The organism is Neobacillus pocheonensis (assembly GCF_050477905.1).
GTDB classification, from domain to species: domain Bacteria; phylum Bacillota; class Bacilli; order Bacillales; family Cytobacillaceae; genus Neobacillus; species Neobacillus pocheonensis_A.
Genome location: NZ_JBCNAD010000015.1, coordinates 42,210 through 69,144 on the forward strand (window position 1 = coordinate 42,210; position 26,935 = coordinate 69,144).

The 26,935-nt window shown below is 40.5% G+C and carries 24 protein-coding genes; 8 read left to right on the plus strand and 16 right to left on the minus strand.

Translation table 11 applies throughout. From position 1 onward, the window contains the following. Positions 1 to 193: 193 nt before the first annotated feature. Together ABES02_RS07940 and fabF are read right to left on the minus strand one after the other, a co-directional pair. Positions 194 to 1,372: an NlpC/P60 family protein gene (locus ABES02_RS07940; protein WP_430132838.1), complete on the minus strand. Its 1,179-nt coding sequence runs from the start codon at positions 1,370 to 1,372 to the stop codon at positions 194 to 196. Between the two features lie 257 nt (positions 1,373 to 1,629). Further along, positions 1,630 to 2,871 (minus strand): beta-ketoacyl-ACP synthase II, encoded by a 1,242-nt coding sequence (gene fabF, locus ABES02_RS07945; RefSeq protein ID WP_430132840.1) that lies wholly within the window; start codon positions 2,869 to 2,871, stop codon positions 1,630 to 1,632. Between the two features lie 189 nt (positions 2,872 to 3,060). Here fabF and ABES02_RS07950 point away from each other — a divergent pair, with 189 nt between their 5' ends. Beyond that, positions 3,061 to 3,240 (plus strand): DUF3934 domain-containing protein, encoded by a 180-nt coding sequence (locus tag ABES02_RS07950; protein WP_430132841.1) that lies wholly within the window; start codon positions 3,061 to 3,063, stop codon positions 3,238 to 3,240. A gap of 90 nt (positions 3,241 to 3,330) precedes the next feature. On the opposite strand, the gene ABES02_RS07955 is transcribed toward ABES02_RS07950, so the two are convergent. From ABES02_RS07955 to ABES02_RS08015, 13 genes are all read right to left on the minus strand, one after another. After that, positions 3,331 to 4,749: a hypothetical protein gene (locus ABES02_RS07955; RefSeq protein WP_430132843.1), complete on the minus strand. Its 1,419-nt coding sequence runs from the start codon at positions 4,747 to 4,749 to the stop codon at positions 3,331 to 3,333. A 209-nt stretch (positions 4,750 to 4,958) separates the two neighbouring features. Then, positions 4,959 to 6,506, minus strand: coding sequence for a GNAT family N-acetyltransferase (locus ABES02_RS07960; RefSeq protein WP_430132844.1), 1,548 nt, complete (start codon positions 6,504 to 6,506; stop codon positions 4,959 to 4,961). A 214-nt stretch (positions 6,507 to 6,720) separates the two neighbouring features. After that, positions 6,721 to 7,494, minus strand: coding sequence for a serine hydrolase (locus tag ABES02_RS07965; RefSeq protein ID WP_430132846.1), 774 nt, complete (start codon positions 7,492 to 7,494; stop codon positions 6,721 to 6,723). 3 nt (positions 7,495 to 7,497) lie between these two features. Continuing rightward, positions 7,498 to 8,502 carry an ABC transporter ATP-binding protein gene (locus ABES02_RS07970; RefSeq protein ID WP_430132848.1) on the minus strand — a complete coding sequence of 335 codons (1,005 nt, stop codon included), beginning with the start codon at positions 8,500 to 8,502 and terminating at the stop codon, positions 7,498 to 7,500. Between the two features lie 2 nt (positions 8,503 to 8,504). Next, the gene (locus tag ABES02_RS07975; RefSeq protein WP_430132850.1) at positions 8,505 to 9,419 is read right to left on the minus strand and encodes an NlpC/P60 family protein; all 915 of its coding nucleotides are present in this window, start codon (positions 9,417 to 9,419) and stop codon (positions 8,505 to 8,507) included. Beyond that, positions 9,412 to 10,512 carry a dipeptide epimerase gene (locus ABES02_RS07980; RefSeq protein WP_430132852.1) on the minus strand — a complete coding sequence of 367 codons (1,101 nt, stop codon included), beginning with the start codon at positions 10,510 to 10,512 and terminating at the stop codon, positions 9,412 to 9,414. Before ABES02_RS07980 ends, ABES02_RS07975 begins: the two co-directional genes overlap by 8 nt. A 14-nt stretch (positions 10,513 to 10,526) precedes the next feature. After that, positions 10,527 to 11,450: a S66 peptidase family protein gene (locus tag ABES02_RS07985; protein WP_430132854.1), complete on the minus strand. Its 924-nt coding sequence runs from the start codon at positions 11,448 to 11,450 to the stop codon at positions 10,527 to 10,529. Between the two features lie 99 nt (positions 11,451 to 11,549). After that, positions 11,550 to 13,184: a peptide ABC transporter substrate-binding protein gene (locus tag ABES02_RS07990; RefSeq protein ID WP_430132855.1), complete on the minus strand. Its 1,635-nt coding sequence runs from the start codon at positions 13,182 to 13,184 to the stop codon at positions 11,550 to 11,552. Between the two features lie 27 nt (positions 13,185 to 13,211). Further along, the gene (locus ABES02_RS07995; RefSeq protein WP_430132857.1) at positions 13,212 to 14,210 is read right to left on the minus strand and encodes an ABC transporter ATP-binding protein; all 999 of its coding nucleotides are present in this window, start codon (positions 14,208 to 14,210) and stop codon (positions 13,212 to 13,214) included. Between the two features lie 4 nt (positions 14,211 to 14,214). Then, the gene (locus tag ABES02_RS08000) at positions 14,215 to 15,168 is read right to left on the minus strand and encodes an ABC transporter permease (RefSeq protein WP_430132859.1); all 954 of its coding nucleotides are present in this window, start codon (positions 15,166 to 15,168) and stop codon (positions 14,215 to 14,217) included. Then, complete coding sequence (locus ABES02_RS08005; protein WP_430132861.1) at positions 15,168 to 16,100, minus strand: ABC transporter permease; 933 nt, start codon at positions 16,098 to 16,100, stop codon at positions 15,168 to 15,170. The genes ABES02_RS08000 and ABES02_RS08005 overlap by 1 nt, the downstream gene beginning before the upstream one ends. 13 nt (positions 16,101 to 16,113) lie before the next feature. Then, positions 16,114 to 16,938, minus strand: a complete 825-nt coding sequence (locus ABES02_RS08010) for a M55 family metallopeptidase (protein WP_430132863.1) — start codon at positions 16,936 to 16,938, stop codon at positions 16,114 to 16,116. Between the two features lie 113 nt (positions 16,939 to 17,051). Then, a complete protein-coding gene (locus tag ABES02_RS08015; protein ID WP_430132865.1) occupies positions 17,052 to 17,273 on the minus strand; it encodes a hypothetical protein in 222 nt (73 codons plus the stop codon). 166 nt (positions 17,274 to 17,439) lie between these two features. On the opposite strand from ABES02_RS08015, the gene ABES02_RS08020 reads away from it, so the two are divergent. Next, entirely contained in the window at positions 17,440 to 18,363 is a 924-nt protein-coding gene (locus ABES02_RS08020) for a PD-(D/E)XK nuclease family protein (protein ID WP_430132867.1), read from the plus strand. A gap of 212 nt (positions 18,364 to 18,575) precedes the next feature. Here the strand turns inward: ABES02_RS08020 and ABES02_RS08025 are convergent, their stop codons facing one another. Beyond that, entirely contained in the window at positions 18,576 to 19,142 is a 567-nt protein-coding gene (locus tag ABES02_RS08025) for a GNAT family N-acetyltransferase (RefSeq protein ID WP_430132869.1), read from the minus strand. 208 nt (positions 19,143 to 19,350) lie between these two features. Here ABES02_RS08025 and ABES02_RS08030 point away from each other — a divergent pair, with 208 nt between their 5' ends. The 6 genes from ABES02_RS08030 to ABES02_RS08055 are packed head-to-tail and all read left to right on the plus strand — an operon-like array spanning position 19,351 to position 26,872. Then, positions 19,351 to 20,571: an ATP-grasp domain-containing protein gene (locus ABES02_RS08030; protein WP_430132871.1), complete on the plus strand. Its 1,221-nt coding sequence runs from the start codon at positions 19,351 to 19,353 to the stop codon at positions 20,569 to 20,571. A gap of 18 nt (positions 20,572 to 20,589) precedes the next feature. After that, on the plus strand, positions 20,590 to 22,581 hold the full coding sequence (locus tag ABES02_RS08035) for a hypothetical protein (RefSeq protein ID WP_430132873.1): 1,992 nt from the start codon (positions 20,590 to 20,592) through the stop codon (positions 22,579 to 22,581). Positions 22,582 to 22,640: 59 nt separating this feature from the next. Next, the gene (argC, locus tag ABES02_RS08040) at positions 22,641 to 23,675 is read left to right on the plus strand and encodes an N-acetyl-gamma-glutamyl-phosphate reductase (RefSeq protein ID WP_430132875.1); all 1,035 of its coding nucleotides are present in this window, start codon (positions 22,641 to 22,643) and stop codon (positions 23,673 to 23,675) included. Between the two features lie 13 nt (positions 23,676 to 23,688). Then, positions 23,689 to 24,918, plus strand: a complete 1,230-nt coding sequence (gene argJ / locus ABES02_RS08045) for a bifunctional ornithine acetyltransferase/N-acetylglutamate synthase (protein ID WP_430132877.1) — start codon at positions 23,689 to 23,691, stop codon at positions 24,916 to 24,918. A gap of 17 nt (positions 24,919 to 24,935) precedes the next feature. Further along, positions 24,936 to 25,709, plus strand: a complete 774-nt coding sequence (argB, locus tag ABES02_RS08050; RefSeq protein WP_430132879.1) for an acetylglutamate kinase — start codon at positions 24,936 to 24,938, stop codon at positions 25,707 to 25,709. Further along, a complete protein-coding gene (locus ABES02_RS08055; RefSeq protein WP_430132881.1) occupies positions 25,706 to 26,872 on the plus strand; it encodes an acetylornithine transaminase in 1,167 nt (388 codons plus the stop codon). The genes argB and ABES02_RS08055 overlap by 4 nt, the downstream gene beginning before the upstream one ends. Positions 26,873 to 26,935: the final 63 nt, after the last annotated feature.

A 26,935-nucleotide genomic window follows, 5' to 3' on the forward strand; every position in this document is an offset into this window, starting at 1 on the left:
TATAAAAATTGATATCAATATTTTATTCTCCTACAATCTTCGCATCCTTTAACATCTTATCTCTAAAGCTAGGGGGTTTCCGCTGCTTTTTGATAAAAAAAGATGGTAGAAAGGAACTCAAAAAGTAAGCTTTCTACCATCAATAATCAATTAATCTATTAAAATTCACACCTCAAATAATTGCCATATGACACTAACGCAATATTCTAGCAGCACTAGAAAACTTAGATGGATTATAAGCAGCAATTTTAACAACGTCACCAGTTTGCGGTGCATGAATATATTGCCCACCACCAATATAAATACCTACATGATAGGCAGGGTTACCTCTGAATACTAAATCTCCAGGCTGTACTTGACTCGGAGAAATTCTGGTTCCTACATTTTGCTGGTCACGTGATACCCTTGGGAGATTGATGCCAGCAGCATTTCTAAATACATAGGAAGTGAATCCCGAACAATCAAATCCGCTTGGCGTGGACCCGCCCCAAACGTAAGGTGTACCCAAAAATTGTTTAGCGTACGCAATCACTGCACTTGCTGAACCAGTGCTAGCCGGCGGAGCCTCAACTGCAGACGGTTTTGATTTTGAAGGTTTGTTTACTGTAGTTTGGTTAACTGAAGTTTGCGGTTTAGCCTTTTGTTGAGCTTGTTGGGCTTTTTGTGCCTGTTGAGCACGCTGTTGGGCTAAAAGAGCCTGCCGTGCTGCTTCTTCCTGAGCTTTTTGTTCAGCTAGTTGATTCTGTTGGTTTTGTAATGTACTTTTTGCATCTGCTAATTCTTTAGCAATTTCTTGTTTGTCTGCTGCAATATTTTTTTGCTCAGATGCTAATTCAGCTTGGTCGCTTTTTAATTGGTTGTACTCATTATTCAATTTTTCCTCAGCAGCTTTTAACGCGTTCTCTTTTTCATTTAAACCATTCAATAAGTCTGTATCACTTTCCATGATACTTGAAATAGCAGTAAAGCGAGTTAAAAACTGTGATATGTCATTTGAAGAAAGCAAAAATTCAGCGTAGGTTGCGATAGACTGTTTTCCCTCTAACTGAATGCTTTTTAGTCGTTCAGAATAGACCTTTTTGTGAGCATCTAAAGACTTTTTAGCTTGTCCAATTTCAGCCTCTGTGTTTTCAATTTTTCCTTGTTGTGTTTTAATTTGATCGTTAAGTTTTTGGCTTTTCTCCATTGATATAGAGATTCGGTCGTCTAATTGTTGCATCTTGGATTCAAAGTTATCGATTTGTCCTTGTGTAGCATCGATCTTCCCTTGCGTTACTTGTGAATCTACTGGACTAGCAAAAGTAGGTGTCGCTTGAATCATAGTGGCGAGAACGGCAGCCGATATCGTATACTTTATTATTTTCTTTATCATTATATAAAATCTCCTCTGATACCATTAATTCCTAATATATTACTAGTTTATATTCCTATTGGACTAAAAACAATAAATCAGTCGATAATGTAATATAATTGTAATTTTATGTAGAATAATCTGGTAACCATGTCGACTCCTGCAAAAAAAAATAGAAAGACAGACTGCAACAAAAGCAGTCTGTCTTTCTACCCACTTGTAACTGGACATGTTAACACTTTATTTAGGTTAATGTATATCTAATGGACCATTGAATGTTATTCAATAAACTTTTTAAAAATCAATGTAGCATTATGTCCGCCAAATCCTAATGAGTTCGATAGGACCACTTGAACATTCTTTTTCTTTGCCACATTGGGGACATAATCTAAGTCAAGTTGATCGTCAGGCGTTTGATAATTGATGGTCGGTGGGATGGTTCCTTCCTTGATAGCTAAAAGAGAAAAAATAGCCTCAATCGCACCTGTTGCTCCCAACAAGTGGCCTGTCATTGATTTCGTGGAACTGACAGAAAGATTGTAGGCATGTTCCTGGAAAACTTCTTTAATGGCTAATGTTTCGTACAAATCATTATAATAGGTGGATGTCCCATGAGCATTAATATAGTCAACTTGGTCAGGGGAAATTTCGGCGTCCGCTAATGCTAATTTCATTGCCCGCCCTGCACCTTCTCCGTCTGGCGCAGGTGTCGTAATATGATGGGCATCACTTGTTGCTCCATATCCAATCAATTCTCCATATATGGTTGCACCACGGGCGATAGCGTGTTCTAATTCTTCTAGTACAACAATCCCTGCACCTTCCCCTATAACAAATCCATCACGGTCCTTATCAAAAGGCCGACTTGCTGTGTTCGGATCTGGATTTTTCGAAAGGGCGGTCATATTAGAAAATCCAGCCACAGTCATCGCTGTAATCGTTGCTTCTGTTCCGCCAGCAATCATCATATCCACATCCCCCTTTTGAATAACGCGGAATGCATCACCGATGGAATTGGCGCCTGACGCACAGGCCGTAACCGAACAATTGTTAATTCCTTTAGCTCCAAGTGCAATAGAAACTTGTCCTGCTGCCATGTCCGGGATAAGCATCGGAATCGTAAACGGATTGACCCTTCTTTGACCTTTTTCAATAAATTTCTGATGCTGTTCCTCGAACTCCGCTAAACCGCCAATTCCTGATCCAATCCAAACACCGACCCGTTCTGGATGAATATCCACACCAATTTGAATCCCTGCATCTTTTACAGCCATTAGACTTGCTGCTACAGCGAACTGGCTATAACGCCCCATTCTTCTCGCTTCTTTTTTATCCATAAACTCTTCGGGTGCAAAGCCCTTGACTTCGGCTGCGATTTTGATATCTACCTTTTCCACATCAAAAATAGTCGCAGGACCGATACCCGAAACACCACTTTTAATTTTATCCCATGTTGTCAAAGCATCATTCCCCAAAGGAGTGACTGCTCCAATACCCGTAATCACTACTCTTTTATTCATATAATGCTCTCTCCCACTAATTAGTCGTTGGCATGATCTTACATATATCCTCTCTATATTAACTAAATTAGAGTGGTTGGACAAATTAGTTGGGCTTTTATATCCCATAAGCAAAATATATTAATTTAATTTTTGTGTTAAACTAACCAACGAAGGTATCTGATTGTCTAATAATAATGGAGTGATCAAATGAGTAAAGCCAAAGCTAAAAGCGGAACAGGTAGAGGAACAGGAAAGAAAGGCTGGAATCGTTGGCAAGCTAGTGCAAAAAGAGCAAAGAGTGCCAAACCTTATGTAAGTAAAGGTATTAAAAAATCAGACGATGTGAAAAGCGCTAGCAATAATAAAGGCGACACATCCGAAATATAACCGTCTTTTCTAAATAACCTCTTGAATACGAAAATAATGGATTATCTTTAAAGACTTGGGGCTGTATCAAAATCCCCAAGTCTTTTTTTTTCAAATTGACCGGGTACCTTTTAATTGGGCATAAACTTTTTGATAGGTGGCTGCTTCTTCCACCAATCCTTTGTGTTGATACATTTTACTGATCTTCTGTACAGGAGTTGGATCCTGTGGTTGAAGTTCCATTTCCCAGAAGAAGCAATCTATGGCTTTATCGTATTGTTTAAACTCCGCATAATATTCACCTAATTCCATCATCCGATCAGGATCCTCTAACATTTCTACCATTTTATTTACTTTTGCGATTACCACTGAATCGGGGAGTAATGTGTGAATCGGCAGCAGTTTTTCGTGAACGGTTTTGAGATCATGTTCTTCAAGCAGGATAACGGCAAGTTGAAACAGGTTTTGTTCAAATTGTTTAGCATTATCTTTGTGGACTAGCTTTTGAAACATAAAGATGAAATCGTCAAGATGGGATACGACAAATCCAGCGTTCAAATTCCCCCACAGCTGATTCAAAATCGAATCGTAGGAAGCAGGCAGATCATGTATAAATTTAATTACATATTCGGCCGCTGTTTCATAATCTTCTTTTTGAATCATTTTTTCAATCATTGGCTTTGCCTCAGGTAACTCTCGATACGGATTGATTTTCGCATTTCCTAACATGATGATCCATTCTTCGATTGTGACTAACTGTAAAGCAATCCCTGTATACTTCTCAATCGATTCAGCCTTTTGAAATTTTTCCACTTTTTCCAACCAGAGCAATAATAACTCTACGAAACAATCTTGTTTTCTTAGAATATCTTCTAAAAATATTCGCTTATCTGGATTTGATCTATTTTGAAAGCAATGCAATTCGACATAAAGAGGATCCTTTTTTAGGATTGAAGGTAAACTAGAGGATTTGTAGAAATCAGTGTAAGAAATGAATTCTTTTGAATTCATACGTTCATTTACCGATTTTAATGTAGGTGAAAAATCATTTAAAATTTGAAGGACCTGAAAGGACTTAATGAAACTACCGCTTCTTCTATAGTGAAAATAGACATTGTCAATTATTTTTACAAGCTGCTCTTTTTCAAAAAATGAATCAAGTGTGGTCGCAATATAGGCCATTTCCTGTAGAGAATTATGGAGCTGAAGTTGAGAGAAGAGTTTATTTTTATTTGGTATAGACACGGATTGATTGGGGATTAATTTCGTTATTATCGGATGAGGAGATTCAATAACAATACCTTCACAAAATGCTTTATTAATAAATGAGTCTTCTTCGACCTTATCCAGTTTATCGCCGTAAATAAAGGAATTTTTATAATAAATAAGATAAAATCTTTCGTTATCTTCTGTCATCACATCAATTACTTTGGTTCTTGCAAATAGGGCTGCTCGATTAACATTTCCTTTTACCATAATCTTTTTATCCTTTATCGATATTTCAGTAGGCATTATATTCTCTTTATACATTCCAGATTCCCCCCGAATTGAATATAGACACTGATAAAAATCGTCTGCTAACCTTATGCATTAATTATAGCATAAGTCCGAAAAAATGTTCCTGTGCGCATAATCCTAAATGTTTCCTTTCCAATTTTCGAAAAATAAGGGTGTCAGGCTTTGCCTAAATTCTGTGCCTGACACCCTTATTTTTAATTTGGAAAATTGCGCTCTTTAACTTAATCCGTCTTAAGATTTGTCCTCTCGATTCGATACAAATCATGCCGCCGGTCGCGTAATTGACTCATGGAGCCAGACTTCCTTGAACGTCTCAGCTGCTCAAGGTCAACGTCTCCGACCACCACCGTATCAATATTCGCATCGCATTCTCCCACAATGCCATCCCGTGCAAATTCAATATCTGAAGGGGAGAAAATCCCCGACTGGGCGTATTGAATATCCATATTCTCAACATGTGTTAAGTTACCTACTGTTCCGGCAATACAGGTATATATCTGGTTCTCAATGGCTCGTGCCTGGGCACAGTAGCGTACCCGAAGATATCCTTGGCGATCTTCTGCACTAAATGGGACAAAAATTATATTCGCTCCCTTTTGAACGGCAATTCTTGCCAGTTCAGGAAACTCGATATCGTAAGAAACCTGAATAGCTATTTTTCCGCAATCGGTGTCAAAGACGTGGATCTCATTTCCTTCAGCGATTCCCCACCACTTTTTCTCATTAGGGGTCACATGAATTTTAGCTTGTCTTTCAATCGTCCCGTCTCTGCGGAATAGAAAGCTGACATTGTATATATCACCATTTTCTTCAACAAAATGAGTTCCGCCGACAATATTGATGTTATATCTTACAGCGAGCTGCATAAACAGTTCAATGTATTGATCCGTATAGGTTGCAAGCCGTCTTACTGCCCGGTCTGGGCGTTTTTCTTCCAGAAAGGACATTAATTGGGTTGTGAAAATCTCCGGAAATACTGCAAAGTCAGATTCGAAATCAGCTGCAACGTCTACATAATATTCAACCTGGGTACTAAAATCCTCAAATGATTCAATTTTCTTCATCATATACTGCACCACGCAAATTCTAACAGGGAATGATGTACGATAAATACGCTTGGACTTTGGACGGTAATCTACGTTGTTCCATTCCATCAAAGTGGCCATAGAGTCAGAAGCCTTGTCATCTGGGAGGTAGCTTATATTGATCCGTTTAATGGTAAAACCTTGAAGGAGCTGGAAGGATAACACAGGGTCATAAATGTTATGCTTCTCCACTTCCGCCACATATTCCCGTGCGGTCATATCATCCTTATGTTTGTGATAATTGGGAATCCGCCCGCCAATGATGATGCTTTCAAGATTTAAACGAACAGCAAGGTCTTTTCGAGCATCGTAAAGACGATGCCCTAATTTCATCCGCCTATATTCTGGATCGACCATCACTTCAATCCCGTATAAATTGAGTCCATTAGGATCATGATTCGTGATATACCCATTGTCCGTGATGATGTCCCAAGTATGCTGGTCATCATATTCGTCAAAATTGACAATTAGGCTTGAACAGGAACCGACAATTTTCTCCTCATATTCCACACAGAACTGACCTTCAGGAAAAATTCGAATGTGGCTAAGCAATTGCTCCCTTTTCCAGGGATCCATGTTAGGAAAGCAGACTCTCCCTAACGCTATAATTGCATCAATGTCTTCGATGCGTATATTTCGGATGATTATTTTCTTCTCATATTTTGACATATCTGTCTCTGACACGTTCTCACACCCCTGCTTTAGTTGTAATGCCTATGTAGTTACATAAAAAATGGACTCTCCCTTTATCCAATTGCCATTTTTCATTTATGGTTCCCTTTATTGACAAAATTAACTATACTCTTCCTCACTAATAGGTCAAATCATTGCTACTTTTATTCAAACAGCAAAAAGAGCGATAGCTGTTTGAGCCATCACTCTTCGTTCAAATATTCTATTATTCCTTCAACAAATAATCATAGATATGCTTACCAATTTTACTTATTTTCTGCTTTCCCGAGAATACATCGTCAAGCCGGTCCATTAAGACCGCTGCATAGGCTGTTTTCCCTTTATACGTAATTACCGCACAATCATGTTCAACGTGAGGAAGACTGCCTGTTTTATTGGCTACAAATACCCTGTCTAGATCCATCATACCTGGAAGTCTATCTTGAAATTGCTGATAACTCATCATTTTTAAGGCAGCCGCTCGGCTTTCCTCTGTTAAAAAAGACCTTTCCTTGACAATTTTCAAAGATGTCAGCATATCCAAAGGACTAGTATAGTTATCAAGACCTTGTTCAATAGCCTCAAAGTCCATCATTTTCCGATTAAGAACCGTATGCTTCAGTCCCATTTTCTTAATGGATCGATTTATGTCTGCCATTCCCAATTTATCTATCAGCATGTTGGTGGCCGTATTATCTGAAACTGTAATCATTAGTGTCATAAGATCCTTCAAAGTCAAAAGCGCATCGCGAGAAAATGCCTGTAAAACTCCGGACCCGCCAACATAATTTGTAATCGATACTAATTGATCCAAATTTAGTTTCCCTGCCTCACTCTGCAGAAATGCTTCTATTAAAACAGGAACCTTAATCAGACTTGCAGATTGAAATGCTTCCTCACAATTAACATATAGACTCTCGCCTTCGATTTCAATCGCCAGCCCCACTCGACTGCTGAGGCCACGGAGTTCTTCCTCGATATTTGCCTTTAATTGATCCATCGCTTACCTCGAAACAGCAACCTGAGAATAATCATGATCACCGGTTTTATTTTTATCATATAGATGACAGGCAATATAATGGCTATCTTCGATTTCCTGCCAGACAGGCTTCTCCTTCCCGCAAACCTCCATGGCCATTGGACAGCGGGTTCTAAAGACACAGCCGCTCGGAGGATTAATCGGGCTTGGAAGTTCCCCTTTTAAAATAATCCGTTCGCGCTTGTCCTCAATATCTGGATCAGGAATCGGGATGGCGGAAAGCAATGCCTGAGTGTACGGATGGAGCGGTTTCTTATACAGTTCATTACTGGTCGTTAATTCAACCAGTTGCCCTAAATACATGACACCAATACGGTCGCTGATTTGCTTGACCATGGAAAGATCATGAGCAATGAATAGATAGGTTAAGCCTTTTTCTTTTTGCAATTTCATCAGCAAATTAACCACCTGGGCCTGAACGGAAACATCCAAAGCAGAAATCGGCTCATCGGCGATGATAAAATCAGGGTCAAGGGAGAGCGCTCTGGCAATCCCAATCCGCTGGCGCTGTCCGCCGCTAAATTCGTGCGGATAGCGATTGGCATGTTCGCGATTTAAACCGACATCTTCTAACAATTGATAGACTCGATTTAATCGTTCTTGTTTATTGGGATACAAGCCGTGGACTTCCATCGGCTCAGAGATGATTTCACTTACCGTCGATCTTGGATTTAATGACGCATATGGATCTTGGAAGATCATTTGCATTTGCCGATGAAAGGCAAAACGTTCTTTCGAGGAAAAATTATGGATATTTTTCCCTTTAAACACAACCTCACCATCGGTCACGTCATAAAGGCCGATAATGGTTCTGCCTGCAGTGGATTTCCCGCATCCAGACTCCCCCACAATTCCGAATGTCTCGCCTTTATTAATGTGAAAGGTTACGCCATCAACGGCTTTTAACACTTGATCTTTCCCTAAGTTAAAATGCTTTCTAAGATTGTTTACCTGTAATAACTTCTCCATGATTATGCCTCCGTCTCAACCCAGTAGCGTCTTGCTGCACATAGTTCACGTTCGTAAATCGTTCCTTCTAATGGAATAATTTCAACTGTTTTACCGGTATTTGGAGAATGAAGCAATTTACCATCTCCGTAATAAATGCCGACGTGGTGGATTCTTCCTTTCCCTTCTTCATAAGCGAAGAATAATAAATCACCAGGTTCGATGTCTGCTATTTCAACTTTTTCGCCGCTAACCGCTTGGTCGTGGGCATCGCGAGGAATCACATATCCATTTGCCTTACACATTGAGTAGCTGAATCCAGAGCAATCATAACCATAACTGCTCATCCCGCCCCATAAATAGGGTAAATTTAAAAATTGTTTACCAGCGGCTACAATCGACTGACCATTTCCTTTTGCAGGTGCATCTGCCACAATAACATGCTCTGAATCTAGTACACCAGTCCCATCAGGAGTTTGAACGAAAACTTTTCCATCCTGTTCAGATAAAAAAGGAAGGGCTGTTAAATAGGAGATTTCTAAACTTGATTGGTGATTCTCTTTTAACAACTTTGCCTTTCGGCTTTTCACAATTACGACCGGGACATCCGTCAATTTCCAGCCATCAGCAGCCTCCACTAACTGTGCTTTAGGAACCCAGCCTGGATAACCGCGGTCATCCTTTGAGGTGAACTGACTAGGGATTAAACAATGGACCCACTCCCCTTTTTCCTCTAAAACGATCACTTCTTCGCCATATAATACTTGAGTTTGCACAAGGTTTTCGTTGCATAATTCAAGCCTTGTTTCATAGGTTAATCCCTTTAACCACGATTCGATTGACAAAGGATTTGATACCGCCTCTTTGTCTAATTCTCTTGGTGAATCAAAAGACGTCCATACGGTTGCTACCGGAACATTTACTACCCATTTAGCCAATTAAGACCCCTCCTTCAACATCTATGCTCTTAATCCCTAGGCCAGGAGCCTCCGGCATTGTTATAAACCTGCTATTATAATGGACTCCGCCTTCTACGATTTCCTTGGCTAACATTAGTGGAGCATCAAAATCGAAACGATTAATATTTTGTTTACTTGCGGCAAAGTGGGCAGCGGCCGTGATTCCAAGACGAGTTTCAATCATACTGCCAACCATACACTCGACGCCGCAGGTTTCAGCAAGATGGTTGATGATTTGGGCTTGATAGATTCCGCCTGCTTTCATTAATTTAATATTAATTAAATCGGCACTTCTCGTTTTTAATACTTGAAAGGCCTGCTTTGGGGTAAACACACTTTCGTCAGCCATAATGAGTGTCTCGACAGCGTCAGTTACCTGCTTCAACCCTTCAATATCGTCTGCTTCTACAGGCTGCTCAACTAACTCAATTTGCAAATCACTATCTTCCATTTTGCGGATGGCGCGGATGGCATCCTTAGCTGTCCAGCCTTGATTTGCATCCAGACGGATTTTAATATCGTATCCTACTCTTCTTCTAATCTCCTGGATTCGCTCAATATCGGCAGCAATATCATCCTTCCCAACCTTTACCTTCAGGACATTAAATCCTTTTTGGATATAGGAAACCGCATCATCTCCCATTTCCTCAGGTCCATTCACGCTGACAGTAAAATCAGTTTCCATTTCCTTTTTATGACCGCCGAGGAATTGATAGAGCGGCAGTTTGCAAAACTGGGATAAACAATCATAAAGGGCCATATCGACAGCAGCCTTTGGACTCGAATTTCCAACCAGAAGAGTCTTTAGCCCCTGAAAAATCACCTCATATTGAAAAAGGTTTTTCTTCTGTAAAAATGGTTTGATTACATGGTGGATAGCCGATTCAATACTCGAGAGGCTATCACCCGTGATCACAACCGTAGGAGGTGCTTCACCCCAGCCGACGATACCATTATCGCAGCTAATTTTCACAAAAATGGATTCAGCTGTCGTTACAGTACGAAGTGCCGTTTTAAACGGTTTTATTAACGGAACAGCAACTCGGAATGTTTCAATTTGTTCAATGATCATTGGTTTACCATCCTTTACAAGATGCCGCTGTCGACAATTAATTTTTTTTCATACGTATTCATGGATGCTTTAACGCCAAATGGAATCGCGATATGAGGGTTACAATGCCCCATCATGAATCCCTTTATCGCCGGCTTATTAGCTTGTGTCACATAATGACTAATGACTTCATCGAGCGATAAGGAAAGATTCCTTTTTGGTGTACAATCACAAAAGTCTCCTATAAGAATCCCATTCGCGTCCTTGAGCTTACCAGCCATATCAAGCTGATTAAGCATTCGATCCACGGACCGAGGTTCTTCATTCACATCCTCGATGAACAGCAGCTTATCCTTAGTATCGATTTCATACGATGTACCGAGAGTGCTGACGAGAAGGGACAAATTTCCTCCAACGATAACTCCTCTTGCCTCACCATCCACTAATACTTCCAATGGAGAAATTTGTTCTGTATAGATTAAGGAAGTGGGTTCGAACAATTGCAAAAATCCCTTTTTTGATGATTGGTGTGTGTCTTCTTTTCCAATATCCGAAGCCACCATTGGACCGTGGAAGGTGACGAGCCCCGTTTGTTGCCGAATGGCCGTATGTAAAAAAGTAATATCACTATAGCCCCAAAAAATTTTGGGATTATTTTTAATCAGATCATAGTCAATTTGCTCGGCCAATCTCCCAGTTCCATAACCGCCGCAGGCACAAATGATTGCTTTAACGTCAGGATCAGCGAACATTTCATGGAAATCTTCCAATCTATTTTCATCAGAACCTGCTAAATAGCCATGAATACGAGAAACATGCTTTCCAACTTTGACGTTAAGTCCTAAATCCTTTAAAAATCCGATTCCACGTTCTAAATTTTCTTGATTCGGCGGGCTTGCTGGGGCTATAACCCCAACGGTATCTCCCTTTATTAGCCGCCTTGGCTTTACTATGTCCATGTAAAAACCCCTTTTCGACATCATCTCTATCAGTCTATGTTTCTAGGGTAAAAGGGATGTTCGTTTGAACATCCCTTTTATTTGGAAATCAAAAAATACTTATTTTTTATCTGCCCATTTGAATTCTAAATAGCCAACTGGGTGGCGAACGACACCAGTAACATCTTTATTTTGTAAATAAACTTGGTTATAGAAATGAATTGGAATGATTGGTGCGGCATCAAATAATACCTTTTCAGCCTTATACATCATGTCAAAACGTTTCTTTTCATCTTTCTCATTTTTTGCATCTTTAATTAATTGGTCAAATTCAGCATTGCTCCAGCCTGTACGGTTCATTGGAGAACCGGTAATAAAGTTTTCTAGGAAGTTGATCGGATCCGCATAGTCAGCTAGGAATGAGCTTCGTGAAAGCTGGAACTTTAATGCTTTTTGATCAGTAGCAAATACGCTGCTTTCCATATTGGCAAGCTTCACGTCAACACCTAGGTTTTCTTTAAACATTTGCTGCAGGGCTTCCGCGATTTTCTTGTGTTCGTCGCTTGTGCTATACGTAAGCGTTACTTCCGGAAGTTTCGTGTATTTCTCTTCTTCCATTCCTTTTTTCAACAATTCTTTTGCCTTGGCTACATCGGTTTTAAGAAGGTCACCGCTGTTTTTACGGAAGTCCTTACCAGCTGCATCCTTAAAACCGTAAGACACAAAACCGTAAGCAGGCTTTTCTTTATTTTTTGTAACAAGGTCAACCATTTGCTCCTGGTTAACCGCCATTGCGAATGCCTTACGGATATTTTCGTTTTGGAAAGGTTCTTTTGTTAGATTAAAGCGATAGAAATACTCACCCGCTTGATCTTCTACCTTTACGTCCCCTTCTTTAAATAGCTTATCAGCTAATTCAGAAGGTACATCTGATGAATCTAGCTCACCTGTTGTGTACATTTGATATTCCGTATTTTCGTCATCTACCATTGCCCAATGAATTTTATCTAACTTAACATTTTTGGCATCCCAATATTTATCATTCTTTGTCATCGTGAAATCACTATCGTGGTTCCACTCTGTTAGATTGAATGGACCATTACCCACGAATGAACTTGCTTCAGCAAACCATTTTGGATTAGCTGTTGCTACTTTTTCATTGATTGGGAAAAACGCAGGATTGGCAATGACACTTAAGAAATAAGCCTGCGGGCTTGTTAATGTTACTTCAAATGTCTTATTATCAACCGCTTTTACTTTCACACCATCAGCTGTGCCTTTTCCAGTGTTGAAGGCTTCTCCACCTTCAATGAAATAGCCTAAGAAGGCAGCAGATGAGCCTGTTTTTGGATCTAACAGGCGTTTCCAAGCAAATACAAAGTCACCAGCAGTCAAATCGTCGCCATTTGACCATTTTGCATCCTCACGAATATGGAAGGTATAGATTTTACCATCAGAAGAAACGTCCCAGTCTTTAGCTGTGGCAGCTTTTGGCTGGTGGGTTTGATCTAAACGAGTTAACCCTTCCATCAGATTGTTCAAGGCATTCCAAGATACGGCATCAAAGCCAATTGGCGGGTCAAAGGACGTAGGCTCTTGTGAATTGTTCCAATTTACCACTTTTTCTACTTTTTCCTTCGTCTTTCCTTTTCCATCATCTTTTGTCGGCTCGCTGCCTGCATCTTTATTTGCTGTACAAGCTACTAAAGCAAAGACAAGCAAACAAGTGACCAACATTGACATAAACTTTTTCATGACTTTCCCCCTCAGTAATTTTTATATTTAAACAAATGTTGAAACCAATTTTTTAGCCCGTTCGTCCTGGAGCCAGCAGTCTACTTGATGATGGCTGCTCAGATGGGTTTTAAACGGATAGGCTTTATCACAAACTTCCATCGCATAGGGACAACGTGCTGAAAAAGCACATCCAACTGGCGGGGAAAATAAATCCGGCGGTGTTCCTGGAATCGGAACAAGATCTTCCTTTTCCATGTCCAACCGTGGGACAGATTGAAGTAATCCCACTGTATATGGATGCTGCGATTGATAAAAGATTTCCCGCCTTGTCCCTACTTCCACGATTTTCCCTGCATACATGACGGCAACACGGTCAGCAACCTGTGCTACTACCCCCAAATCATGGGTAATCAGAATAATCGATACCCCTGTTTTCTTTTGAATATCTCTAAATAACTCCAAGATTTGTGCTTGGATGGTAACATCGAGCGCGGTTGTCGGTTCATCGGCAATTAATACATCCGGTTGACACACAAGCGCCATGGCAATGACAATTCGCTGCCTCATACCGCCGCTAAACTGATGCGGATATTGTTTTAACCGCTGCTCTGGGCTAGGAATTCCCACAAGATTAAGCATCTCAATGGCCGCTTTCTTTGCCTGATCCCGTGATATTTTTTCATGTTGGATAATTCCTTCCATGATTTGCTCACCAATCGTAAGCGTTGGATTTAAAGCGGTCATGGGATCTTGGAAAATCATCGAAATATTAGAACCTCGAAGTTTCCGCAATTCCGGTTCTTTTAACTTAATTAAATCCGTGCCTTTGAAAAGGACTTCTCCGCCCGTTATTCTGCCGGGAGGACTAGGAATGAGCCTCATGATGCTTTGAGAAGTCACGCTTTTCCCACAGCCCGATTCCCCTACAATTGCTAACGTTTCACCTTTATGAAGGTCAAAACTGACACCGCGGACAGCATTTACTTCGCCGCCATAGGTTGAAAAGGATACTTGTAAATCCTTAACTTGAAGAATTTTCTCCATGATGTTACCTCCTCAACTTTGGATCTAGGGCATCCTGCAATCCATCACCTAAAACATTAAACGCAAACATGGTTAATGAAATGAACAAGGTTGGAAAGAACAAACGCCACCAGTAGCCTGAGAGAATAGTAGATAAACCATCATTCGCCATGACACCCCAGCTTGCATGCGGTGCTTGGATTCCAAGGCCGATGAAGCTTAAAAATGCTTCCGCAAAAATGGCAGATGGAATTGTCAGCGTCATTTGAACAATGATCGGACCCATCGTATTTGGCAGCAGGTTTTTCCGAATGATTCGTGCCGTTTTCGTACCAAATGTTTTTGATGCTAGAACGAATTCATAGTTTTTAATTTGCAGAACTTGACCACGGACAATTCTGGCCATACCCACCCAGCCGGTTATCGATAATGCTAGAATAATAGTTGTTAATCCCGGACCAATCACGACCATGACTAAAATGACAACTAGTAAGTATGGAAGGCCATAAAGGATTTCCACAAACCGCATCATCAGGTTATCGATTCGGCCGCCTTTATATCCGGAAAAACCTCCATAGACTACACCAACAATAAAGTCGATTAGAGCTGCCATCAAACCAACAAATAAGGAGATTCGGGCACCATAACAGGTTCTTGTAAACACATCTCGTCCTAAATCATCGGTCCCAAACCAATATTTACTGGATGGAGGCAAATTCTGCAGGGTTAACGATTGTTTTTCCACCGAATGCGGTGAAATCATCGGTCCGAATATCGCCAATAAGGCTAGGAAGGCTAAGAAAACTAATCCTGCCATTGCCAGTTTATTTTTTAAAAGCCTGAGCCAAGAATCCTTCCAATATGACAAACTCGGTCTGATGACTGCTTCGGCGTCCGTTTGATTCCGTACCTTAGGAACAAACCATTCATCTGGAACCTCTGGCGAAATATTTCTGTTTTCCTGTTTCCGCAGCTCCATTATTTCGCCTCCTTTTTGTGCAGTTTAATTCTAGGATCTAATACCCCATAGGCAAGATCGACGATCAACAACATGAGAATCAAAATGGCACTATAAAAGACGGTTGTTCCCATAATGACGGGATAGTCACGGGTATTGATACTGTCAACAAAGTATTTTCCCATCCCGGGAATCGCAAATATTTTTTCAATAACAAATGTACCGGTTAGGATACTTGCCGCTAATGATCCCAATACGGTCACGACCGGCAATAAAGCATTTCTTAACGCATGCTTGAAAACGATTTTTACAGGAGATAATCCCTTTGCTTTCGCTGTTTTTATGTAATCCTGTGTTAATACTTCGAGCATACTTGTGCGTGTTAAGCGGGCGATAATCGCCATTGGTCCTGTTGCCAAGGCTAAAATCGGCAATACCATATGTTTCGGGCTCGACCAGGTAGCGACTGGAAAGATCGGAAATCTTACCGCCAGTTCCTCAATCAAAAAAGTCGCCATGACAAAGTTCGGAATGGAAATTCCAAGAACCGCGATACTCATCGCCACATAGTCGATGATGCCGTTATGGCGAAGGGCAGCAAGAATGCCAAGTAATATCCCTGAAAAAATAGCTACTAAAAGTGTGTAAAGTCCAAGTTCAAAGGACACTGGGAATCCTCTTCCCAGCATGTCATTAACGGTCTGCGATGATTTTTTAATAGACGGCCCGAGGTCTAATTTCACAAGGGCTGTTAGGTAATTTCCATATTGGACTAAGAGCGGTTGATCCAGATGGTAATAGGCTTCAAGGTTCTTTTGGACCGCTTCATTCGTTGTTCTTTCCTCATTAAAAGGAGAACCTGGTACTGAATGCATTAAGAAAAAGGTTGCTGTAATGATGAGCCATAACGTGATAATCATGGCTCCAATACGTTTAATGTAATATGTATTCATGCTTGTCCACTTCCTAACAGAATGTTGTTCTCATCGCCAATTCCGTCATTACCAGCATTGCTTGGTATGCTTCTAAAATATCTTTCGCTTGAAAACGAACAATGGTCGTTTCTGGGACCATTTCTGTGCCAGGCATTAAGTTTGCCCATTCCGCTTCCCCATAGTTGGTAAATTCAATCGCTAGGAGTGGTCTGTCTGGCGGAGTAAGCGGTTTCACTTTATCTTTATTTTTTAGTGCGATCGCCGTTTTTTCACGAAGAAGCTGTCCCGCTTTTGCCGGTGTTAACGATTTGACGGCAGACCTTGAAATGGACTCTTTCACGATTGCGGTTGTCACACCCGGAATCAATTGCTCTGCTTCAAAGGCGGCACGGTCATCACCTGCTACCATCAGCAGCGGTACATCATAATATCCCGCGACATAGGCATTAAATCCTAGTTCGCCTACTGCTACATCATTAATGTACATATTGCGAACGCCAAAAATCATCGAGTGGGACATGACCCCTTTTAAGGCTGCGCGGGCATGGTAGCCAATAAAGGCCGCCCCCGCAAAGGATTTATCTAATCCTTGGACCATGGAAAATGGCTTTACATCACCAGTTATCAGTTGGGTCTCTGGGTGGAGTCTCTCAATTAATAGATTATTCATTTTCGAGTGGCTGTCATTGACGACTACTTCCTGACATCCTGCATCAAAGGCTGCAGTAATGACATGATTGGTTTCATCGGTCATAATAATGCGGCTGCGCTCATAGTTATGCTTGCCAGAATCGACTTGGGTATGGTCAACCATCCCTGTGATCCCTTCCATATCAACGGAAACATATAATTTCATCACAAAACCCCTTTCTACTAAAATATAATTTTAATACCATTATAAATTAAATTGACCAAATATTACAAACTTATTAAAAATACGGTAAAAAAGTACCATATTTTACTCGAATTTTATCGAAGATTGATTTTTGTTGTGGCACCAGGGATAAAAAAACGAACAGTGGCAGGCACTGTTCGCTGGCAAAACTTATATGGTGCTGGATTATTTTTTAGTATAAAAACGTTCCATTCTCCGATCGGGTGGAACTTTTGGTATTCAATATGACCGTATATTCCAAGCACCATACCAATTACTAATATGATTAATATCGTAATACTTGTTTTCAATTTCATCATCACCCCCAAAACATGCCAATTGATTTTCAGTGCCATTAGAAAATACAATTTACCTATTACTATTAAATTATAGTATTTTATCAGACAAATAACTATAATATCCCAATTTTGTAATATATACCCATTAAAGAAAATAATTGATTAAATAGAGGAGACTTCCACCATGTACGTCCATCGTGATTTCCCTGATTTTTCGTGGTCAAATTCCAGGCATAAAACATTCTTAGAGTGTGCTCGGAAGTATTACCATCAATACTATGAATCCCATAATGGCTGGTTATATAAGTCCCCTGAGGAAAATAAAGCAGCTTACCGTTTGAAAAATATCAAAAATATCCCCATCCTTTTGGGAGATGAAATCCATAAAATCATTGATAGGCAACTCAAAAATTTCCTTAATGGCAAGCAGCTTTTTAATGAAAATGAAATGATCTCCTTGGTCACTCAGAACTTGAACAAGGCTTATTTGGATTCAACCAAGTATCGGCAATATTGGTTTAATAAACCGAAGAGATACCAAATGCTGCATGAAATTTATTACGGAAATGGCCTAGGCTCCGAGGAGATTGCTGGAGCGAAAACGAAGCTCAAATTGTGCGTGAAGAATTTTTTCACCAGCACAACCTATCAAGATATCCTTACTAAATTAGAGATGCATGTCTTGCATTCTGAGGATTTTCAAACGTTTGAAGTCAATGGTGTAGATGTATTTGTTGTTCTGGACTTTGTTTATAAGGACGTGAGCCAGGAAAAATGGATTGTGGTCGACTGGAAAACGGGGAAAGAGTCTGAGGACGACAGGAAACAGCTAGCCTTCTATGCCCTTTTCCTAGCAAAAGAACACAATATTCCAATCAAGGATATCGTGCTCCGCAATGAGTATTTGCTGTCAGGTAAAAGCCTGGAATATAAATTAACTGAGTTTGAAATCTCTTCTGCTCAGCAATTAATGAATGACAGTATTTATCACATGCTTCAATATTTAGATGACCCTGCTAAAAATAAACCACTGGGTAAACAGCATTTTGAGATGAACACTTCAAAAAGATGTGGCAGCTGTAATTTTAAGGAGAATTGCGGGCAATAGAATTAAGGCGTACCATATTTGAGTTTATTCTTTAACCAGACTCGATAGTAAAAGGCAAACAGTGCCTTGACTGTTCGCCTTTTATCATGGGGCAACTTAAGTAAAAACCGATAATTCCTTTATTTTAACAATCCAATCCTTAAAACTTCTAAATTCACTTGAATCAAATCCGAATTTGGTTTCAAAAATATTATTTCTCATATTAGTGACAATTAACTAATCTTAACATTTACTAATTCTTTCAGCCAAAGGACCTCATTACCAGACTGAGGATTACACCCATAAAGCTCCCTAGCTTTAAAAGCATGAACCTCCTGATAAATTTCTTCCATTTGGTCCAATACCCATTGTTCTGTTCTATGTACTGGCGACCAGCAAAATATATCCATTTTATTCAACTCATCTGTGACCATATGGATTCTTTCATAACCAATCGATTCCATCTTAAGGAAATCATTCTTTTCATAAAATCGTATTCGTTTTTCCGAGTCGGGATCATTAAGAGTAACAGGTTCAACCTCCAGTATGATTGCCTTCCCCTTTTGTTTCAGCTGGTCAAGGATCATACGGCCTCTCCCATTTCCTCTGTTGTTTCGAGCCACTAGTATATAATCTATGAAGATAAAATCTGCCTTTTCGAAGTAGACTAGTACATGGTCTTGGCTTTCCTCTAATTGATAGATTCCTTGTTTTTCGTGAAAAAGGATTTCAAAATGCATTTTAGATTTCATTTCTTTTTCTGGAAAATAATCAGTCAATCTCGTATACCAGTCGCTCATCCTAAATACCCCTTTGCCCGAATATTGAAATATGAAAACATCGAATCTGTTGTCTCTCCCATTTTAGTAAACAAATGTAAACCCTTTGTTAAGCAGGTTTGAAGTATTTGTACTATTTTTGTAAATCCGAAAATTGTAATATCAAATTTTGCTACTATAGGGCTGTTAGGATCTTTTATATATTTCTAAATAGGGAGAGTTAATTCAAATGAAACAGAACAAGGGTAAATTAACGGCATTACTTGGCTGGAGCCTGCAAGCAATTGAAGCCATTGACAAAATGAATCGACCATTTGTGGTTGTTGGTCCACCTGAATTTCAAAGTTTTGCTGACACCCATGGCATTCAGTTTGTCCCATGGGTATTCCGCAATTTAGAAAAACATGCGGATGAACTCTATGAAAAATTAAAGGATCTTAATACAAAAGTAGCAGTACCAATCTACGAAGAAACAGTCGAGTGGGCGGGTGCCATGAATGCAAGGTTCTGGAATGACCCGCGCCTTTTCCATAAATCTCTGCTACTCCGAGACAAAGGCTTGATGAAGCGTAAAGCACAACTTGCGGGAATCCGTGTTGGAGTCTTTGAAGAAGCAAACAGCAAAGAAGATATCCGTTATTTCTTAAAAAGAATCAATGAAGCACTATGCAATATAGATGAGGATGACTATGCACCTATTCACGTTAAACCATTTGATAAAGCAGGTACGGTCGGACATTACATGATTCGAAAACTAGAGGAGATTGACCATATTGAAGATTCAGAATTCCCTCTACTAATGGAAAGCCACCTGGAAGGTCAGGAATTCTCTTGTGAGGCCTTTATCCAAAATGGAAAAGTACGGTTCCTCAATATTACTGAATATGTAAAGTTAGGACATTCCAACTTCGTACCAGCTTCTCCTTCTCTTGAAAAATGGAGACAACAAATCAGGGAAGCGATTGAGAAACTCGTGGATGCCTTTGAAGTCCAAAATGGCCTCATACATCCTGAGTTTTTCATCACTCAAGATGGGGTATTGAGTTTTGGAGAGGTAGCGAACCGTATTCCTGGCGGTCATATTTTTGAACATATTGAAAATGCATATGGATTCAGCCCATATCAAGGTCAAGTGCTTTGCTGCGACCCAGATACTACCGAAGAAGAAATTCAGGCATTTTTCCCTGAGGAAGTGGTTTCCGCAAAAGGATATTCTGGTAATCTTATGGTTTATCCTAATGTAAAAATCGTTGAAAAGCTTAATATACCTAAAAATCTCAAGGACCATCCTTACTTTGTAAATCATAATATGTTCATTCCTGTTACATCCAAAGTGGCAGAACGGGTAGGATTTGGGAATCATTATGGAACCATTTTCTTTTTTGGAGAAAATGCTGATGAAATGAGATTCCTTTTACAAGATTACGAGAAATATAATTTCTACCAATAAGAAGGAGTGAATAAATGGATGAGCACAGTAACGGGAAAGAGAAAAAGAATGGGTAAACACATATCAGCTTTAAAGGGGAAATTTGAAGAGGCATTGGACAAGCTTGAGCAGGCTAAACCATTTGCAAAAAGCCTATATCAAATAGACGTATACCAATTAGCCATGGAACTTTCTTGCTCCTCCGATGGAATGAGCGTACTCTTTGAAAATGCTCATCGGTTTGACCATGCTGGTGTCTTCCTTGGAGGTCAATGGGAAGATCTAACTAAAATGCAGGCCCCTCTAGTTGGCGGTTCATTAAGGTCTAAACAAGGTTTCAATTCCATTATCGAAGTGTTAAGTGAAATGAGAATGCTAGCTATTGCGAAAGGAAATCACATACATGAGGGCTTGAGTAAAGAAGAAGCAAATGCCTTTTTAAATGAAGTCATGGCCCTGAATCTCGATCTTTTGTTTCCACCGGAAACAGAAGAAGGCCGTATTTTAGAAGATCATATGATGCGTGCGCAAGGCTTGTTCGAATACTTGGGTCAGCAGCTTTCCTTTCGGGCAATCGGTCATCAAATTGTGCAGGAATTAGACCGCTTGTCTGTCCAGCGTCCTATTATGACAGGCCGGATTTTAAACATAATCAATTTGTCTAAGCAATTAATTAAAAGCGGTATTGCTGATGAAACGAGAGTATCTCTTGAAAAATATATACAAGCAGCAGATGCTCCAACACCTTTAAGTATAGATGCAGCAGATCAAAGAGAATATAGACTCAGACTAGAAAATGCCAATGAAGATGACCTGTTGTCAGAAGCTGAAATTTTTGCAAAATCGATGAAAGAAACAGGTCTAGTATCACCCTATCATGCCGTTCTCCTTCGATTCTTAAATCGGAAGAATCAGGATAAAATTCAGGCTGCCCTTGATTTATCAGAGACAGGAATAGCAGGTTTCAATGCCAATCAACAACTGATTCATGATATTATCCAGATCTCCATTTATCCTGAAACACGGCAAGCTGTATACGGACTTGCAAGAATGCTTGACCGGGGGGTGCTGACACAGGAACATGTCCTTCCTGCCATTCGCCGCCTGTTTGATCTCCCTATTCATGCTCAAGTACGACAAGCACTTACAAAATTTAAAAATGAACAAAGCGCCATCAGCCTAAACGGTCTTCTTATTGCCGGAGTTATCAACATTCTCGGTCAGCCTCTTGGTGTCGGGCAAGGAAATAATCCTACTTGCCAGTCAGCAAGAGCTATTTCCCTCTGGAGCCAGCATGGAATTGGTCAGCTGTTAGAATATATTGCTCGGGCAGCCCGTGACAATGATATTGATATGACATTTGAAGGAGAGTCCATTCATTCAAGCCTCCTTATTGGCGGAGTAGCGGAAGCCATCAATCAGGATTTGGATCCGATATCAATGGTTCTTGTTCCACACCTTGATAAAATCTATAACGACATGATGAAAAGAACGCTGCTTCGCGGAGAGGACGGACATAAGTGGGTAAACCCGGAGTTTTACGGAGCGTGGATTCCTAAAGGTTTTATCAATGCGATTGATCAATTGACACTAGGTGTTACAAACTACTCTGCTTTTGTGAAGTTATTCTATGCCACCCACCATCCTGATTACAATGAAGGGTATGAATTGATTTATCCTAATCCTGTCGGTATTTTCATCACAAACGTGCATGGAGATTTACTCGGCCTTCATGCAGTATCCATTCAAAGAATTAAAAAGGATCCGAACGGAAATCACCGGATTTATTTTTACAATCCTAACAACGATAGCGGGCAGAATTGGGGACAAGGCATTATCGCAAGTGTTTCAGGATTTGATGAACTCGAAGGAGAAGCATCTCTTCCATTCCACGAATTTGTATCGAGAATGTACGCCTATCACTATAACCCATTCGAACAAGGTGACACCTATATGGTGGAAGACAGTCTTGTTAAAGAAGTGGAAGCACTGGCAAGAGAAAGCTGGGGCAATAATTATCATTGGGCATGATCTATTTTATTTCTTAAAAATTTAAGCATAAGCGTCTGACCAGTTCGAGGAGGATCGTAATGAAGGTATCTATAATTGGCACTACTGGATATGGCGGCGGTGAACTTTTTCGTATATTACACCACCACCCTGTCTTTACGGTACAATCCGTGCATACGACAAGGGATGAGACTCCATTATCTGATGAGTTTCCTCATCTGAACGGAATTACCAACTTAAAACTTGAGCCTATCGATACGGAAGAAATCGCGAAACATTCAAATATCGTGTTTATTGCCGCGCCATCAGGTGTATCGAGTAAACTGGTTCCAGCCTTCATGGAGACAGGCATACAAATTATCGACCTATCAGGTGACCTCCGCCTTACCGATGGAGAAGTGTATAGGAAATGGTATAAACACGAACCAGTCGAAAGCAGATTAGTGGAAAAAGCAGTTTATGGGTTGAGCGAATGGAATAAAGAGAAAATTATTGGTGCCAAATTAATTGCAAATCCCGGCTGTTACCCTACTGCCACTCTTTTGGGTCTTGCACCAGTGGTAAAAGCGGGACTAATTGATCCCAATATCATCATCATCGATGCAAAATCTGGCGCTTCCGGAGCGGGAAGATCGGTAGCTAAAAGCCTGCTATTCTCGGAAATTAATGAAAATTTCCGAATCTATAAGGTAAACGAACATCAGCATATACCCGAAATAGAGCAGCAACTGAACTTATGGAATGCCGAAGTTTCACCCATTACTTTCAATACGCATTTGCTGCCGATCACCAGAGGAATCATGGCTACTATCCATGTAAAACTAACAGAAAATATGAGCACTGATAGACTCATTGAATTATATAAGGACCAGTATTTGCGGAGTCCTTTTGTGAGGATTAGGCAGAAAGGAAATTTCCCATCTGTAAAGGAGGTATCGGGATCCAATTATTGTGACATTGGGCTGCATGTTGACGAGAGAACAGGAAGGTTAACGATTGTTTCCGTAATCGATAACCTCATGAAAGGTGCTGCCGGGCAGGCGGTTCAAAATGCCAATTTGATGAATGGATTAAATGAGAAAACGGGATTAGAGTTTGTTCCCATTTACCCTTAAGGAGGATTTTGGAATGCCAGTATTGTCACAGGATAAAATCGTTGAAATTGAGAATGGGAATATTTTATCACCCCAAGGCTTTACAGCAGCAGGGGTCCATTCGGGCCTCCGTTATGCCAAAAAAGACTTAGGGGTCATTATTAGTGAAATCCCAGCTGCCGCTGCAGCAGTATATACGACAAACCAATTCCAAGCAGCTCCTTTACTAGTTACTCGAGAAAGCATTGCAAGCGAAGGAATTTTGCAGGCTGTTGTGGTAAATAGCGCCTGTGCCAATGCTTGTACTGGGGTTAGAGGTTACAAGGATGCATTAAAAATGCGCTCCTTAACATCTGAAAAATTCAACATGAAGGAAACGTATGTGGCTGTTGCCTCGACAGGTGTCATTGGTCAGTATTTGGATATGGATAAAATTGAAACAGGCATTCAATTATTATCACCTGGCAATGAAAGCAGTGAGGCAATAGACTTTCAAACTGCTATTCTCACAACCGATATCGTAATGAAAAGCTGCGGTTATTCAAGCACCATCGACGGCAGAACGATTACCATTGGCGGAGCGGCCAAAGGCTCGGGCATGATTCATCCGAACATGGCTACCATGCTAGGTTTCTTAACAACGGATGCCGTCATCTCGCCTGATCATTTATCAGCAGCCTTAAGACGGGTAACCAACCATACCTTTAACCAAATTACCGTTGATGGAGATACCTCTACTAACGATATGGTTCTCGTGATGGCCAATGGGCTGGCAAAGAATGACCCGTTAACTCCTGAACACCCTGAATGGGAAACATTTGTAGAACTCTTAACAATGGCTAGTGAAAATTTAGCCAAGCAAATCGCCATGGATGGTGAGGGAGCTACAAAGTTAGTGGAAGTTGAGGTTTTAGGGGCAAGGGATCCTGAGGAAGCAAGATTCATTGCCAAACAAATTGTTGGGTCCAATTTAGTCAAAACTGCCATTTTTGGAGCAGATGCCAACTGGGGACGCATCATTGGCGCGATTGGACAGACAAAAGCTGCGATTAATCCTTATACAGTCGATATTGCCATCGGCCCGATTCAGATGCTGAAAAATAGTGTACCATGTATGTTTTCAGAGGACGAAGCGCAGGATTATTTAAATCAGCCAATTATTAAAATATTGGTTGATCTGCATGTGGGTAAAGGAATCGGCAAGGCATGGGGCTGTGACCTTTCCTATGACTATGTCAAAATCAATGCCAGCTACCGTACGTAAGGATTGGTGAAACTAAGATGAAATATATTGTTATCAAATGCGGTGGCAGTGTTCTGGACGAATTAACTCCTTCTTTTTTCACAAGTCTTAGCGAATTAAAGAATCTTGGTTATAATCTCGTCTTTGTTCATGGCGGTGGTCCTGATATTAATGGAATGCTCGAATTATTTAATGTAAAACCACAATTTGAAAATGGACTCCGTAAAACAGATGAACGGACATTAAAGATTGCAGAAATGGTTTTATCAGGCTATACGAACAGAAAGCTTGTGGAAATGCTTCAGCACCACAATCTCTCTGCAGTCGGGATCAATGGAAGCGATGGTTATTGTTTACAAGCAGATTATATAAATCTTGAAGAGCTTGGGTTTGTTGGAGAAATCCGCAAGGTAAATCCACAGATCTTGTATTTAGCCATTAATGGCAACTACATTCCTGTCATTACCCCGATAGGAATTACGGAAGACGGCAAAAAACTAAATATTAATGCCGACTATGCGGCAGCAGAAGTAGCAAAAGCCCTTCATGCTGAACAATGCCTATTTGTTACCGATGTGAATGGAGTAATGATTAAGGGCTCGATCACAAGCAGCCTTTCAAAACAAGAGGTCGATACTTATATTTCAAATGGTGAAATTCACGGCGGGATGATTCCGAAAGTTCAATCAGCGCTGAATGCTGTTGAAACAGGCGTGAATAGCGTCATGATTGTTTCTGGTAAAAAACCATTTTATGAAAATGGAAAATGGAACGGTACGAGGATTTATCATAAGGAGGCAATCACAAAATGAGTCACTTATTCCCTACTTATACTCGCTGGGAAGTTGAACCTGAAATTGCCGGCGGCAGTATGTTGATAGATAAAAATGGAAACAGTTATCTTGATTTTACTTCAGGAATTGGGGTTTGTAATCTTGGACACCGTCCAAAAAATGTAGAGGATGCCGTCCTTAAGCAACTAAATCAATTTTGGCACATATCGAATTTATTTCAAAGCAGCAGCCAAGAGACAGCTGCAAAAATGCTGGCAGAAGCTTCCGGGTTGGATCGGGTTTTCTTTGCCAATAGTGGTGCCGAGGCAAACGAAGCAGCCATTAAGCTTGCACGTAAAGCAACAGGAAAATCGAAAATTATTACCTTTAATAGCTCCTTTCACGGCCGTACCTTTGCGACAATGTCAGCAACAGGACAGGATAAAATAAAGTATGGGTTTGGGCCAATGCTCGAAACATTTGTCTATGTTTCCTATAATGATATCGAAGCCGTTAAAAGAGAAATAGGAAGAGATATTGCTGCCGTTATGATTGAGGTTGTTCAGGGTGAAGGCGGCATTCATGTTGGAAAGAAAGATTTTTTACAGGGTGTCGAGCAGCTTTGTAAACAGCATAATGCACTTTTCATCATTGATGAAATCCAAACAGGAATCGGCCGTACCGGGAAACCCTTCGCCTTCCAGCACTATGACCTGGGCCCAGATCTCATTACAACTGCAAAAGGATTAGGAAGTGGATTTCCGATCGGCGCTTGTCTCGGGAAAGAAAATCTCGCACAATATTTTGGTGCGGGCAGCCACGGCTCGACCTTCGGAGGAAATCCGCTCTCGATAGCCGCATCTATTGCTACGATGGATACCATTTTTAAAGAGGACTTCTTAGCTGAGGTTGTAGATAAAAGTGAGTATTTCTTTGAGCAGCTTCGAAATCAGCTCCATCACTTGAGCATGATTGAGAATATCAGAGGTATTGGAATGATGGCTGGGATTGAATGCAAGTTTTCTGTAACGACAGTGTTAAGCGAGCTTCGAAATATGGGGCTTCTCGCATTGCCGGCTGGGGATAAGGTGATTCGACTTTTGCCCCCGTTAACGATTTCAGAAGAACACATAAAGAATGGTGTTAACATTATAAAAGAAGTGCTAGAAACGTCGGCTAAACCACTTGAGCATGTTTACTAAATCGTTTATGAGCGAAAAAATCTAATGAAATCGATATGGGTAGACCGATAGCGGTCTACCCTT